Origin of the sequence: Flavobacterium sp. LAR06, from assembly GCF_041946075.1 — a bacterium.
Lineage (GTDB): Bacteria > Bacteroidota > Bacteroidia > Flavobacteriales > Flavobacteriaceae > Flavobacterium.
On record NZ_JAUTYT010000008.1, the window covers coordinates 237,182 to 250,519 of the forward strand.

General features: G+C 33.2%; 14 protein-coding genes. 9 read left to right on the plus strand and 5 right to left on the minus strand.

From position 1 onward, the window contains the following. Positions 1 to 22: 22 nt before the first annotated feature. Both Q7C23_RS13735 and Q7C23_RS13740 read left to right on the plus strand, forming a co-directional pair. Positions 23 to 661: a hypothetical protein gene (locus tag Q7C23_RS13735; protein WP_375033062.1), complete on the plus strand. Its 639-nt coding sequence runs from the start codon at positions 23 to 25 to the stop codon at positions 659 to 661. Positions 662 to 753: 92 nt separating this feature from the next. Continuing rightward, positions 754 to 1,803 (plus strand): Fic family protein, encoded by a 1,050-nt coding sequence (locus Q7C23_RS13740; RefSeq protein ID WP_375033063.1) that lies wholly within the window; start codon positions 754 to 756, stop codon positions 1,801 to 1,803. A gap of 25 nt (positions 1,804 to 1,828) precedes the next feature. On the opposite strand, the gene Q7C23_RS13745 is transcribed toward Q7C23_RS13740, so the two are convergent. Next, positions 1,829 to 2,470, minus strand: a complete 642-nt coding sequence (locus Q7C23_RS13745; RefSeq protein ID WP_026985488.1) for a protein-L-isoaspartate(D-aspartate) O-methyltransferase — start codon at positions 2,468 to 2,470, stop codon at positions 1,829 to 1,831. A 143-nt stretch (positions 2,471 to 2,613) separates the two neighbouring features. Here Q7C23_RS13745 and Q7C23_RS13750 point away from each other — a divergent pair, with 143 nt between their 5' ends. The 7 genes from Q7C23_RS13750 to Q7C23_RS13780 all read left to right on the plus strand — a co-directional run bounded on the left by Q7C23_RS13750 (position 2,614) and on the right by Q7C23_RS13780 (position 9,403). Continuing rightward, the gene (locus tag Q7C23_RS13750; protein ID WP_194655712.1) at positions 2,614 to 3,579 is read left to right on the plus strand and encodes a Gfo/Idh/MocA family protein; all 966 of its coding nucleotides are present in this window, start codon (positions 2,614 to 2,616) and stop codon (positions 3,577 to 3,579) included. A gap of 90 nt (positions 3,580 to 3,669) precedes the next feature. Continuing rightward, complete coding sequence (locus tag Q7C23_RS13755) at positions 3,670 to 4,557, plus strand: 3-hydroxyacyl-CoA dehydrogenase family protein (protein ID WP_375033064.1); 888 nt, start codon at positions 3,670 to 3,672, stop codon at positions 4,555 to 4,557. Positions 4,558 to 4,568: 11 nt separating this feature from the next. Further along, positions 4,569 to 5,228, plus strand: coding sequence for a YggS family pyridoxal phosphate-dependent enzyme (locus Q7C23_RS13760; protein ID WP_375033065.1), 660 nt, complete (start codon positions 4,569 to 4,571; stop codon positions 5,226 to 5,228). A gap of 60 nt (positions 5,229 to 5,288) precedes the next feature. Further along, complete coding sequence (locus tag Q7C23_RS13765) at positions 5,289 to 6,650, plus strand: exonuclease domain-containing protein (protein WP_375033066.1); 1,362 nt, start codon at positions 5,289 to 5,291, stop codon at positions 6,648 to 6,650. Positions 6,651 to 6,680: 30 nt separating this feature from the next. Next, on the plus strand, positions 6,681 to 7,520 hold the full coding sequence (locus Q7C23_RS13770; protein WP_375033067.1) for an ion transporter: 840 nt from the start codon (positions 6,681 to 6,683) through the stop codon (positions 7,518 to 7,520). 152 nt (positions 7,521 to 7,672) lie between these two features. Continuing rightward, entirely contained in the window at positions 7,673 to 8,593 is a 921-nt protein-coding gene (miaA, locus tag Q7C23_RS13775) for a tRNA (adenosine(37)-N6)-dimethylallyltransferase MiaA (RefSeq protein ID WP_375033068.1), read from the plus strand. 63 nt (positions 8,594 to 8,656) lie between these two features. Then, on the plus strand, positions 8,657 to 9,403 hold the full coding sequence (locus Q7C23_RS13780; RefSeq protein ID WP_375033069.1) for an acyl-[acyl-carrier-protein] thioesterase: 747 nt from the start codon (positions 8,657 to 8,659) through the stop codon (positions 9,401 to 9,403). 69 nt (positions 9,404 to 9,472) lie between these two features. Here Q7C23_RS13780 and Q7C23_RS13785 read toward each other — a convergent pair whose 3' ends face one another. From Q7C23_RS13785 to Q7C23_RS13800, 4 genes are all read right to left on the minus strand, one after another. Further along, positions 9,473 to 10,009: a hypothetical protein gene (locus tag Q7C23_RS13785; RefSeq protein WP_375033070.1), complete on the minus strand. Its 537-nt coding sequence runs from the start codon at positions 10,007 to 10,009 to the stop codon at positions 9,473 to 9,475. Continuing rightward, positions 9,996 to 10,685 (minus strand): peptide chain release factor H, encoded by a 690-nt coding sequence (gene prfH, locus Q7C23_RS13790; RefSeq protein ID WP_375033071.1) that lies wholly within the window; start codon positions 10,683 to 10,685, stop codon positions 9,996 to 9,998. Before prfH ends, Q7C23_RS13785 begins: the two co-directional genes overlap by 14 nt. A 13-nt stretch (positions 10,686 to 10,698) precedes the next feature. Further along, a complete protein-coding gene (locus Q7C23_RS13795) occupies positions 10,699 to 12,090 on the minus strand; it encodes an RtcB family protein (protein WP_375033072.1) in 1,392 nt (463 codons plus the stop codon). Positions 12,091 to 12,619: 529 nt separating this feature from the next. Continuing rightward, the gene (locus Q7C23_RS13800; RefSeq protein ID WP_099711827.1) at positions 12,620 to 13,336 is read right to left on the minus strand and encodes a response regulator transcription factor; all 717 of its coding nucleotides are present in this window, start codon (positions 13,334 to 13,336) and stop codon (positions 12,620 to 12,622) included. Positions 13,337 to 13,338 lie beyond the last annotated feature (2 nt).

The following is a 13,338-nucleotide window of genomic DNA, read 5'->3' on the forward strand; positions in this document are numbered from 1 at the left end:
AGAAACAATTTAACTGTAAAATATGAAAAAGTACTTAGTTTTGTTAATCGCCGTACTGGCACTTTCAGGTTGTGGCAGTAATACATCAATTGTAAATAGCTGGAGAGATCCTGACGTAACAGTTGCTCAGGAGCAATTTAAAAAAGTCTTAGTTGTTGCTTTAGTCAAGGATGAAGCTTCCAGAAGAATTACAGAAAACAGGATTGCAGCCAGTAATCAGATTTTCAAAACTTCTTATCAATTTTTAAACGAAACTACAAAGCAATTCACTCAGGAACAAAAATTAAAAATTCTACAAGACGAAAACTTTGACGGTGTTGTTACGATGCGCTTAGTAAGTACTGAAAAAGAAACAAACTACGTTCCCGGAACTTATACAGGTATGTATTACGGAGGATTTGACGGAATGTACACCGGAATGTATGGCTATGGATTTGGAAACTGGTACGGAATGTATTCTCCAAATTTCTACGATCCGGGATATTATCAGGAAACTACTTCTTATATGGTAGAAACAAATATTTTTTCATTAAAACAAAACAAATTAATCTGGACAGGAACTACAAAATCTGAATATGTGACTGATTTAGGGCAAACTGTTGATGCTATTATGCAAGCCGTTGTTGGCGAAATGAAAAAAGACGGATCATTACCAAAATAAAATCATGGAGAGCAATATATAAATATTGCTTTTTTCATATCCTAAAAAATGACTAATTTTGTCAAGACAATTTAAATCATTTCTTTAAAAAAATGAAAACATTACTTAAAAATGCAAGAGAACAAAAAGGATTAAAAACTCGTGAAGTAGCACAACTTCTCGGAATCGATCAGGCATTGATAAGTAAATTTGAATCAGGAACAAGAAAACCTACCAGAGAGCAAATTTCCAGACTTTCTCAACTCTTAGAAATTGACTTTGAAACCTTAATGATTGCATGGTTAAAGGAAAAAATCTTATATGAAATTGGTGGTGATGAATTTGCTTTGAAAGCTTTAAAAGTTGCCGAAGACGAGATAAAGTATAATAGAGCGATATCCAATTTAAAAATATCAACTTCTTTAGAAAAAATTTTAAAAGAGATTGATATCCTTAAAGATAAATTAGATACTTATAGAAAATTTGACAGTTACAAGATTAAACAAGCTCTTGAATTAGAATATACTTTTGAAAGTAATAGAATTGAAGGAAATACCATGACGCTTCGTGAAACCGATATGGTTATTAATGAAGGTTTAACTATTTCCGGGAAAAGTATGCGCGAACATCTGGAAGCTATAAATCATCAGGAAGCAATTGGTTTCATAAAAGATTTGATGCAGAAAAACAATGCGTTAAATGAACGTGATCTTTTATCAATTCATAATTTAATCCTTCGCGGGATTATTCCTGAAGATGCCGGACGTTATCGAAAAGTTCAGGTTATGATTCAGGGAAGTAGTCATATGCCGTCGCAGCCTTTAATGGTTGCTCAGGAAATGGAAGAATATTTTATTTGGTATGAAATAAATAAAAACAAATTACATCCCATTATTCTTGCTGCTGAAATGCATGAAAGACTAGTCACAATTCATCCCTTCATTGATGGAAACGGCAGAACATCCCGATTAGTCATGAATTTAATATTAATGCAAAAAGGTTATTTGATTGCTAATATAAAAGGAGATTACGAAAACAAAATGCAATATTATCAATCCTTAGAAAAAGCGCAAACAAAAAAAGACAAGGAAGATTTTTTACTTTTCATTGCTCAGATAGAAAAAGAAAGCTTAGAAAGATATATTAATATTCTTATCCAATAAAAGCCCAATTAATTGGGCTTTTATTCTAATTTTTATCTTCTAATAAAGGAACAAATCGAAATTCTCCAAACTCATGTTTTTCAAATTGCGTTTCATTTTTACGAATTAATAAAGTCATAATCTGTACATCTTCGCCTAACGGAATAACCAGCCTTCCTCCTATTTTTAATTGTGCCATTAAAGGTTGAGGAATAAAAGGGGCTCCGGCCGTTACAATGATACTGTCAAACGGGGCATGATTTGGTAAACCTTTATAACCATCTCCAAAAGAAAGATGCTTTGGACGAATGTTTAATTTCGGAAATAAATTGGAAGTTGCTTTAAACAACTCGTTCTGTCTTTCAATGCTATAGACTTTAGCACCAAGCATAAACAAAACAGCGGTTTGATAACCTGAACCTGTTCCAATTTCTAAAATTTTGTGATCTTTTTTAACCTCTAACAACTGCGATTGAAAAGCAACAGTGTAAGGCTGAGAAATAGTTTGTCCCGCTCCTATAGGAAATGCCTTATCCTGATATGCATAATCTTCAAAACTTGAATTCAGAAAAAGATGTCTTGGGATTTTTTTTATCGCATCCAAAACCGCTTTATCAGTAATTCCCTTTTGTTCTAAAGTGCTTACTAATTGATTACGAAGTCCTTGATGTTTGGCAGTGTCTTTCAAAATGGGTAGGTTTTATTTTGGCAAAAATAAGAAAGTAAAAAAGAAATCAAATATTGATTTTTAATTATTAAATCGCTAAATCTTTATTGCATTAACTTTTACTTTCAACAAATAAATTATATTTTTGTTTAAAATACATTCTCATGTTAAAAGTAGGAGTTTTAGGTGCTGGTCACTTAGGTAAGATACATTTACGCTTATTGCAACAATCTGACAAATACGAATTAGTTGGATTTTACGACGAAAATCAGGAAAATGCCGAAAGAATTTCAAAAGAATTTGGCTACAAAAACTTCAACACTATTGCAAAATTAATCCATGCTGTGGATGTAATCGATATTGTAACGCCAACACTTTCACATTATAAATGTGCTAAAGTAGCCATAAAATCGGGAAAACACATCTTTATAGAAAAACCTATTGCCAACACTGTAGAAGAAGCTGAAGAGATTATTGCTTTAGCCAAAGAATACAATGTAAAAGGACAAGTTGGTCACGTAGAGCGCTTTAATCCTGCTTTCATTGCTACAAAAAACATGATCGAAAATCCGATGTTTATTGAAACACATCGTTTGGCAGAATTCAATCCACGTGGTACCGATGTTCCTGTGGTTTTGGATTTAATGATTCATGATATTGATGCCATTTTGAGCGTTGTAAATTCAAAAGTAAAAAACATCAATGCTAGTGGTGTTTCTGTTATTAGTGAAACTCCGGATATTGCCAATGCCCGAATTGAATTCGAAAATGGTTGTGTAGCAAACTTAACAGCCAGCAGAATTTCGATGAAAAACATGCGTAAAACACGTTTTTTTCAAAGAGATGCCTACATTTCTGTGGATTTTCTGGAAAAGAAATGTGAAGTAGTGCGTATGAAAGATGCTCCGGAAGTTCCTGGAGATTTTGATATGATTCTTCAAAATGCAGAAGGCGTAAAAAAACAAATCTATTTTACCAATCCTGATGTGGAGCAAAACAATGCAATTCTGGATGAATTAGAGTCTTTCGCAAATGCTATTAATACTGATACGACGCCAGTTGTAACTTTAGAACAAGCTACAGATGCTTTGCGTGTGGCGTATCAGATTATTGATTGTTTCGATAAATAAAATATAATTTCAAAAATAAATTAGCCACGAATTCCCGAATTTAATTGGTGAATTCGTGGCTAAAATCATAAATATAATACCTAAATTTAAATGAAAACTATAGCTGTAATTGGTGCTGGAACAATGGGTAACGGAATTGCTCATACTTTTGCACAAAGTGGTTTTACCGTAAAACTTATTGATGTTTCTGAAAAATCTTTAGATAAAGGAATGGCCACGATCGCTGCCAACTTAGACAGAATGCTTTCTAAAGGAACTATCACTCAGGAAGATGTTGCTAAAACGATTACCAATATTATTACCTATACAGATATTAAAGATGGTGTTGTTGGCGTTGATTTAGTTGTTGAAGCTGCAACAGAAAATGTTGAATTAAAACTAAACATCTTCAAACAATTAAACGAAGCTTGTTCTCATAATACCATTTTAGCAACGAATACTTCTTCTATTTCAATTACTCAGATTGGCTCTGTTGTTGCACATCCTGAACGTGTTATCGGAATGCATTTCATGAATCCGGTGCCGATTATGAAATTAGTCGAAATCATTCGCGGTTATAATACAAGCGATGAAGTGACTAAAATTATTATGGATTTATCTATAAAACTAGGAAAAACTCCTGTTGAAGTGAATGATTATCCAGGTTTCGTAGCAAATAGAATTTTGATGCCAATGCTAAACGAAGCAATCGAAACGTTATACAATAAAGTAGCCGGAGTTTATGAAATTGATACAGTAATGAAATTAGGAATGGGACACCCAATGGGACCGCTACAATTAGCTGATTTTATTGGTCTTGATGTTTGTCTGGCGATTCTGAACGTAATGTACGAAGGTTTCAAAAACCCTAAATACGCCCCTTGCCCACTTCTAGTGAATATGGTAAGAGCCGGAAAACTAGGAGTGAAATCCGGAGAAGGTTTTTATGATTATAGTGAAAGTAAAAAAGCAGAGAAAATCTCTAAGCAATTTTTATAAAAAATAATATCATGTCGATTCAATCGAATTTAAATACAATCAAATCCACATTACCAGAAAATGTAACACTTGTTGCAGTTTCTAAAACCAAACCTGTTTCCGACTTAATGCAAGCCTACGAAGCAGGCCAACGTATTTTTGGAGAAAATAAAATCCAGGAAATGATGGATAAATGGGAAGAAATGCCAAAAGACATTCAATGGCATATGATTGGTCACGTTCAGTCGAATAAAGTCAAATTTATGGCACCATTTGTGAGTTTGATTCATGGAGTTGATAGTTTGAAATTATTGCAGGAAATCAACAAGCAGGGTTTAAAAAACAATCGAATTATTGATTGTCTGCTTCAAATATATATTGCCGAAGAAGAATCGAAATTTGGTTTGGATGAAAACGAATTAAATGAATTATTATCTTCCTCAGAATTCAAAGAGATGAAAAACATTCGTATCTTAGGGTTAATGGGAATGGCAACTTTTACAGATGACCAAAACCAAATTAAAAAAGAATTTACACATTTGAAATCGATTTTTGATTCAATTCAAAAAATTGAAACTGAAAATTTACAATTAAATACAATCTCAATGGGAATGTCTGGAGATTACCAGCTTGCTATTGATTGCGGAAGCACAATGGTTAGAATTGGAAGTAGTATCTTTGGAGGAAGATAATCTGATTTTAGATTGTAAATTTTAAACTGATTACTAAAAACTGAACACTGAATACTTGATTTGTACGCAATACTAGACATAGAAACCACTGGAGGACAGTTTAATGAAGAAGGAATTACTGAAATTGCCATTTATAAATTTGATGGCCATGAAGTAGTTGATCAATTCATTAGTCTTGTTAATCCTGAAATTCCGATTCAGCCTTTTGTGGTGAAATTAACCGGAATAAACAATGCTATGTTGCGTTCTGCTCCTAAATTCTTTGAAGTTGCAAAACGAATCATAGAGATCACTTCAGATTGTATTATTGTCGCGCACAACGCTTCTTTCGATTACCGAATTTTACGTACCGAATTCAGACGTTTAGGATATGACTTTGAAGCCAGAACACTTTGTACAGTCGAATTAGCTAAAAAATTAATTCCGGAACAACCTTCTTATAGTTTAGGAAAATTAGTTCGTGCGCTTGGCATACCAATGGCAGACCGCCATCGTGCCAGTGGAGACGCCATGGCAACTACAAAGTTGTTTAAAATGCTGTTAGAAAAAGATCTCGAAAAAACAATTGTAAAAGATTTTATAAAACTGGAAGTTGAAAAAGGTATTGCTCCAAAATTATTAGATTTAGTGGGTCAAATGCCAACTAAAACAGGTGTGTATTACATTCATAACGAAGGTGGAACCTTAATATATATAGGGAAAAGTCAGAACATCAGAAAAAGGGTCAATCAACATTTCACCGGAATTACAACAAAAAGTAAAAAAATCCAGGCTGAAGTTTTCACTATAACCTATGATGAAACCGGAAGCGAATTAATTGCACTTTTAAAAGAAAGCGAAGAAGTAAAAATAAACCGACCGAGACATAATCGATCACAGAAAAAAACGGTGTTTCCTTTTGCTTTGTATGCAGAAAAAGATTCAAATGGCTATTTGAATCTAAAACTTCAAAAAGCGGATGGTCGTAAAAAAGAAATTACCTCGTTTGCTTCTTTACAGGAAGGTAAAAATATGCTTTTCAAATTCACTGCAAAATATTATCTGTGCCAAAAATTAACGGGTTTATATCAAACTAAGAAAGAGTGTTTTCAATATAAAATAAAAGAATGTGATGGTGCTTGTATTGGCGAAGTTTCACCTGAAACGTATAACCTAAGAGTACAACAGTTCATCTCTGAGCACAGTTTCGAAAATAAAAGCATGATTCTTATCGACAGAGGCCGAAATATAAACGAACGAAGCGCTGTTTTAATCGAAAATGGTATTTATAAAGGTTACGCATTTTACGATTTGAATTATCAGATTACGAACATCGAAATCTTAAAAAACATTCTAATTCCGATGCAAAACAATCGCGATGTAAAAAATATAATTCAGAATTACATGCGCAAAAGCAAGTCACTCAAAATTCTTCATTTTTAAAATATCCTAATTTTCATTACCTTAGTCAATATGACAAAAATGAAATCCAAATACGAAAACTTTAGAGAAAAAATAAAAGTAGTTCTTTACGGAACAGACACCGTTCTAGGAAGACTTTTCGATTTGGTTTTACTCGGATTAATTTTACTGAGTGTACTTTTGGTCATGATGGAAACCGTTCAGGGCATCAACCAAAAATACCATTCCCAACTCATTATCTGTGAATGGATTATCACCGTTTTTTTTACCATCGAGTATATTTTACGTATTATTTCAATTCAAAAACCGGTAAAGTATATTTTTAGCTTTTATGGTATTATCGATTTACTTGCTGTACTACCCATGTATCTATCCTTATTTTTCCCGGGAGCGAGTATTTTATCCGTCATAAGAGCTTTACGCTTTTTTCGATTATTCAAAATACTTCACATTCCCCAAATTTCACATCAGTCTATACAGCTGCGTGAAGCAATTGAAGCCAGTAAAGAAAAAATTCTTGTTTTCATCTATTTCGTGTTGATCAGTACCGTGATTATTGGTGCTGTTATGTACGTGATAGAAGGGAAAGAAAGTGGTTTTACAAGCATCCCAGTCAGCATTTATTGGACTATAGTGACCTTGACAACAGTCGGTTATGGAGATATTTCACCGATAACTCCTTTAGGTCAATTTGTTGCTTCATTCGTTATGATTTTGGGTTATGGAATTATTGCAGTTCCAACCGGAATAGTAACTGCTGAATTTGCCAAAAACAGCCTAAAAAACAATACCGTAAGCGGAAAGAAAACTTGCAAAAACTGTAATTCGCAAGTCCACTTTGATAATGCAAAATATTGCTACGAATGCGGAACAGAATTACCAAATAATTAATTTATGAAGCTATTCCAGCTGTACATTACAACTCCTCCTTATATTTGTTGTTTTTTTAAGGTATAACAAGGAGCTTCCGCTGGTCGCTCTTTAAAAAAAAAACGAACAACTATAAGTCCGGGGTTTCCATTCCCATCTGGGCTAAAAGAACTATGAAATACTTAATTACCATTGTTGGACCAACAGCTATAGGCAAAACAGCCTTAAGTATTGCTTTGGCACAATATTTCAATTGTGAAATAATATCCTGCGACAGCCGACAATTTTTTAAAGAAATGACGATCGGAACAGCAGTTCCAAATCAGGAAGAATTAAATTCAGCAACACATCATTTCATTCAAAACAAATCTATTTTCGAAAATTATACAGTTGGTGATTACGAGAAAGAAGCCCTTTTAAAATTAGAAGAATTATTTCAGAAGAATGATTTTGCCATTTTAATTGGTGGTTCAGGATTATATGTAGATGCTGTTTTGAAAGGTTTTGACGAATTCCCTGAAATCAATCAGGAAATTCGCTCTGAAGTAAATTCAAATTATGAAAAACTTGGAATCAATTATTTACAAGATCAATTGCAACATTTAGATCCAGACTATTTTCAAAAAATAACTTTAGAAAATCCACAAACACTTCAAAATCCGCAAAGGATGATGCGTTTTGTGGAAGTTTGCATCGGAACTCAAAAACCATATTCTTCCTTTTTAAATCAGAAGAAAAACAACCGAAACTTCACTCCTATTTTAACTGGTTTAGAAGCAGACAGAAAAGTAATTTATGATCGTATCAACCAGCGCGTTGACATCATGATGAATGAAGGCCTATTAAAAGAAGCAAAAGCTTTGTATCCTAATAAAGCGTTAAATGCGCTGCAAACGGTCGGTTATAGAGAATTATTTAGTTATTTTGACGGAGAATTTTCATTGCCTTTTGCCATCGAAGAAATCAAAAAAAATACACGAAGATTTTCCAAAAGACAATTAACATGGTTCAAAAGAAATGAAAATACTAAATGGTTTGACTATGCAACAGATAGAAAAGAAATTATTAATTACATAGAAAATCTTCTAAAGTAAAATCAAAAGTCTTTTTTCTATACTCTTTATTCTATTCTCTAAAAATAAATCTAAAATTCAGAAATGCCAATATCTCCAAATTTTACATCAGTTTTAAGTAAAGACTGGGAAATCAATTTCACACAATGCACACCAAACGGTTATTTAAAATATACCGATTTGTGTAATATTTTACAATTAACCGCAGCAGCACATTCTGAAGTTGGAGGCATCAGTTTTTTTGATATGCAGGAATTTCACCAAGCCTGGGTTTTAAGCCGCATGCGCGTTGAAATCAATTCGTTACCAAAATGGCAAGATATTGTTACTGTAAAAACATGGATTAATAGTCTAGAAAATTCACGTTCTGTTCGTGCATTAGAAATGTATGTTAACGGAAAAAAAATAGTAGGATGCGAAACGTATTGGGCCGTTTTTAACACGCAATTACGCCGTCCGGAAGCTTTAGCTTTACCCTATGAACATTTTGAATTATTCCCTGAAAACAGAGCCACTTCTGAAGGTTTTTCTAAAATCAATATCAATCACGACAAAGAAGCTGTGTTTGAAAAAACAGTTTATTTATCAGATCTGGATATTGTAAATCACGTAAATAATGTCAAATATTTAGAATGGTGCCTCGATCATGTCGATCCAAAAAGAATTCTGAAACAAGAAGTAAAAAGCTTTGAAATGAATTTTATGAAAGAGTTATCTTTAAAAGATAATGTCGTTATTCATGAAAGTGAAGACGAAGATCATACAACTGCAACATTCAGCATAACCAAGAACGAAAAAACTTGTTTTGCTTTAGAATTGCATTGGAAATAATAATTCATAAGAAAACAAAAAAGCTGTATTTTCTTCTCGAAATACAGCTTTTTACATTTAAATTAAAAATCACTTTGATTTCTTTTTAGAATCTTTTTTAGTCTTCTTCTGTTTCTTTTTCTTTTTCAACAACTCCATTTTACCTTTAATTCTTTTCTCAACTTCTGTAATATCAGAATCAAAAGAAAATTGTAAAGTACAAAGCTTGGCATTCTTAATTTCCTTTAAGGCATTTTTAAACTGATGCTGTGTTTCTAAAAGAATAGCTTTCTTCACATAAATATCAGATTTATTGATTCCTTTTATTGTCAAAGCAAAATCAATTAATTTTTGCGCTTCTTCATAATCTTCATTTAAAATTAAAGTCTGCAAATAATACGGATACACTTCAAGTGCATGAATATTTATGGCTAGAGCCTGCTGAAAATAAGATTTAGCCTCGTCATAATTCAATAATTGTTCTGCCTGAATTCTTCCATACAAACACAAAACCATAGTATTTTTATCATCGTAAGAAAAAGCATAATCTAAAGATTCAATAGTTCCTTCAAGCCAAAACGGATAATTATCCAAAGCCTGAAAAAGGTATTTATCAATTGTTTTCATTTCGTAAATCTTGTTTTAATTTCTGACGAGTTCCCTTGTAACTTTTCTCCACTTTATTTTTTTTGAAATCACTTCCGGTAAAAACTCTAACGGAATTTCCACGTTCAATATTGAGCTGATTCCCCCATTGTTTACTAACTTGATTCTTAAGCTGTTGCAAAGTTTCGTCTTCTAATTTTTTTAATAATCTTTCTGTTGCCAGTTTTTTGTTTTGGTGTTGCGAACGGCTATCCATTGAAACTACGGCAATTCCAGTTGGAATGTGAGTTGCTCTTATTGCTGAACTCACTTTATTTACATGCTGGCCACCAGCGCCTGAGCTTCGCATGGCCTGATATTGAATATCATTTTCTGAAACTGCTCCATTTTTTTGTGGTTCGATTTCAAAAACTCCGATAAACCAGTTCTTGCGTTTGTGCATTTTCCTAAACTGACTTTGTCCAATCCACTGAATTGTTCCAATCCATGATTTTATAAATTGATCTGCATATTCCCCTTTTACAGCAATCGAAGCCGTTTCAACAGTTCCATTTTGCTGCCCCGCTTCTCTTTGCAATAAAACAGTTTCTAACTGCTGTTCCTGTGCTTCTTCTAAAACTTTTTTAAGCACTTGGGCAACAACCCAAGTGCATTCTGCAGGTCCTCGACCTGCTGTTATCTGAATTATTTTTTCCACTTTAAATCTCTTTTTATCGGTCCATTCTAACAATTTTTGGAGTAAAAGTCCCCAGAACTTCAACCAAATCTGTTTGATTTCCCATCACTTTTGTAATGTCTTTGTAAGCCATCGGAGCTTCATCAATGTTTCCTCCAATTAGAGTGACATCATGCGCTTTCAAAACCTTTTTGATTTCGCTTTGCGTGAAAGTACTTTTACATTTTGCTCTTGAAAATAAACGCCCCGCTCCATGCGAAGCCGAGTTTAAACTTTCAGCATTTCCTTTTCCTTTCACAATATAACCAGGTGCCGTCATAGATCCTGGAATAATTCCCAATTGACCTTTAGCCGCAGGTGTTGCTCCTTTTCTGTGCACAATACATTCTTGTCCGTTTACCAATTCTTTCCATGCAAAATTGTGATGATTTTCGATTGTCACCACTACTCTTTTACCAATTGATTTAGCTATTCTCCTATGAATATCATCATGACAGGCTTTTGCATATTCCCCGGCCAAATTCATTGCCAGCCAATATTCCTGACCATCGTGCGTATTCAAGTCTAACCAAGCCAAGTGCTGGACATTTTTAGGCAACGGACATTGTTTGGTTGCCAGATACGTATAATGTTTGGCAATATTTGCACCCAAACCACGCGAGCCGCTATGCGATAGAACAGCAAAATACTCTCCCGGCCCTAATCTCCATTCATTTTCAGGATTATCAATTTTTGCAATTCCAAATTCTACAAAATGATTTCCTCCCCCAGAACTTCCCAATTGTTTGTACGCTTTTGGCAAAAGATTCTTTAATAACGGAATATCCTGAAATTCACTTTTGTAAAAAACTTCATGATCGACTCTTGAAGCATGAACTTCATTCATTCCGAACTTGGTATTATCTTTTAAAATCGCTTCTAATTGATGCTCTTTACCTTTGAAATACGAGGCTGGTAAATCAAAAATCGAAAGACTCATTCGACACCCAATGTCTACTCCAACACCATATGGAATTATCGCATTGTCTGTCGCTAAAACTCCGCCAATTGGCAATCCATAACCTGAATGTGCGTCTGGCATTAAAGCCCCTGCAATTGAAATCGGTAATTTTAATGAATCATAAAGCTGAAATTTAGCTTGTTGATCAATCTCATTTTCTCCAAAAATGGTAAAAGGTGCACGTGTATTTTTTAACTGATGCATTCGTACCTGAACGGGGTTTATCAAACCTTCGGCTACTTTCCCCCAAGTTCCGTTTCCTTCAAACTTTTCAGGATGCAGCAAAACTTCTTTTGCTTCCGTTAGAATGGATTCCTTTTTTTCTCTTTTTCTATATCTGTTTATTTGCCCTAAGGCGATGTTTATTGAATTGTTTTTTGGAAAGCCTAATTTAATCAGGTCTTTTCCGGATAATTTATTTCCCATAAATTTTTAATTATTCTTATTGTTTTTTTTTGCAAACCGATGCTCGTCAAAACTGAAAAGTTCGAACAAAACATAAGCTTACCTGATCTTTTATCCTTTCGGATAAATAATGAAACTGTTATTCGGGAAAATTTGAAGTGTCTAGAATAAAAAAAGCCCGAAACTAAATGTCCTCGGGCTTTTTATATATCTAAAAATGAATTTCTAAGATTGAAATAAGCCACGAAGAAGCGCTGCACCAAATCCGTTTGGTGTGAAGCTTTGTGATGTTGATGTAAGTACAAACATTTCTCTTCGTTTTATAGGGTTATTTTTTTTCGTCTGCAAATATTCATAATTGTTTTTTGATTTTCCAAATTTATTTTAAGAAAATTCATGTAAAAATATTTTCACCAACAAAACTTATCAATAAATCCAAAGCTATACAATTAACAATGAGCAATTTAAATCTTAAATTCTTAAAAAATAAAAAGAAAAAAAAGCTCTGATTTCTCAGAGCTTTACTATTTCATTAGTTTGGTGAATTTTGTTATTCAGTTACTTTGCTTTTAACAACTAATCTGAAACCTTCTCCATGAATGTTAAGAATCTCAACATCTTCGTCAGCTTTTAGATATTTTCTAAGTTTAGCAATGTAAACATCCATACTTCTTGAAGTAAAGTAGTTGTCATCTCTCCAGATTTTTGTCAATGCTAGTTCTCTTGGCATTAAATCATTTTCGTGAAGAATTAACATTTTAAGTAATTCATTCTCTTTTGGAGATAGTTTTATTGGCTCTTCGTTTTCGAAAGTCAAAAATCTAAGTTTAGAATTTAAGTGGAATTTACCAATATTAAACTCAAACTGAACCTGCTCTGCTTTTGTATCCGCAGATTTTCTTTGAATAATAGCTTTGATTTTCATCAATAAAACTTCTGAATCAAAAGGCTTATTCAAATAATCATCAGCCCCCGCTTTGTATCCTTTTAATACATCCTCTTTCATAGATTTTGCAGTTAAGAAGATAATAGGCACTTCGCTATTTTTTTCTCTAATTTCTTTGGCTAAAGTATAACCATCTTTATAAGGCATCATTACATCAAGAATGCATAAATCATACACATCTTTCTTGAATTTTTCGAAACCTTCCATACCGTTTTTAGCTAAAGTAACTTCAAAGTCATTTAACATTAGATAATCTTTAAGAACTGCCCCAAAATTAAGGTCATCTTCTACTAAAAGTATTCTTTTGTTATTATTTTCCATAT

Bases quoted from the DNA above. Each gene is read 5' to 3' on its own strand.
- Q7C23_RS13735 (WP_375033062.1), top strand. From the start codon at position 23: ATGAAAAAGTACTTAGTTTTGTTAATCGCCGTACTGGCACTTTCAGGT.
- Q7C23_RS13740 (WP_375033063.1), top strand. From the start codon at position 754: ATGAAAACATTACTTAAAAATGCAAGAGAACAAAAAGGATTAAAAACT.
- Q7C23_RS13750 (WP_194655712.1), top strand. From the start codon at position 2,614: ATGTTAAAAGTAGGAGTTTTAGGTGCTGGTCACTTAGGTAAGATACAT.
- Q7C23_RS13755 (WP_375033064.1), top strand. From the start codon at position 3,670: ATGAAAACTATAGCTGTAATTGGTGCTGGAACAATGGGTAACGGAATT.
- Q7C23_RS13760 (WP_375033065.1), top strand. From the start codon at position 4,569: ATGTCGATTCAATCGAATTTAAATACAATCAAATCCACATTACCAGAA.
- Q7C23_RS13770 (WP_375033067.1), top strand. From the start codon at position 6,681: ATGACAAAAATGAAATCCAAATACGAAAACTTTAGAGAAAAAATAAAA.
- miaA (WP_375033068.1), top strand. From the start codon at position 7,673: ATGAAATACTTAATTACCATTGTTGGACCAACAGCTATAGGCAAAACA.
- Q7C23_RS13780 (WP_375033069.1), top strand. From the start codon at position 8,657: ATGCCAATATCTCCAAATTTTACATCAGTTTTAAGTAAAGACTGGGAA.
- Q7C23_RS13785 (WP_375033070.1), bottom strand. From the start codon at position 10,009: ATGAAAACAATTGATAAATACCTTTTTCAGGCTTTGGATAATTATCCG.
- Q7C23_RS13795 (WP_375033072.1), bottom strand. From the start codon at position 12,090: ATGGGAAATAAATTATCCGGAAAAGACCTGATTAAATTAGGCTTTCCA.
- Q7C23_RS13800 (WP_099711827.1), bottom strand. From the start codon at position 13,336: ATGGAAAATAATAACAAAAGAATACTTTTAGTAGAAGATGACCTTAAT.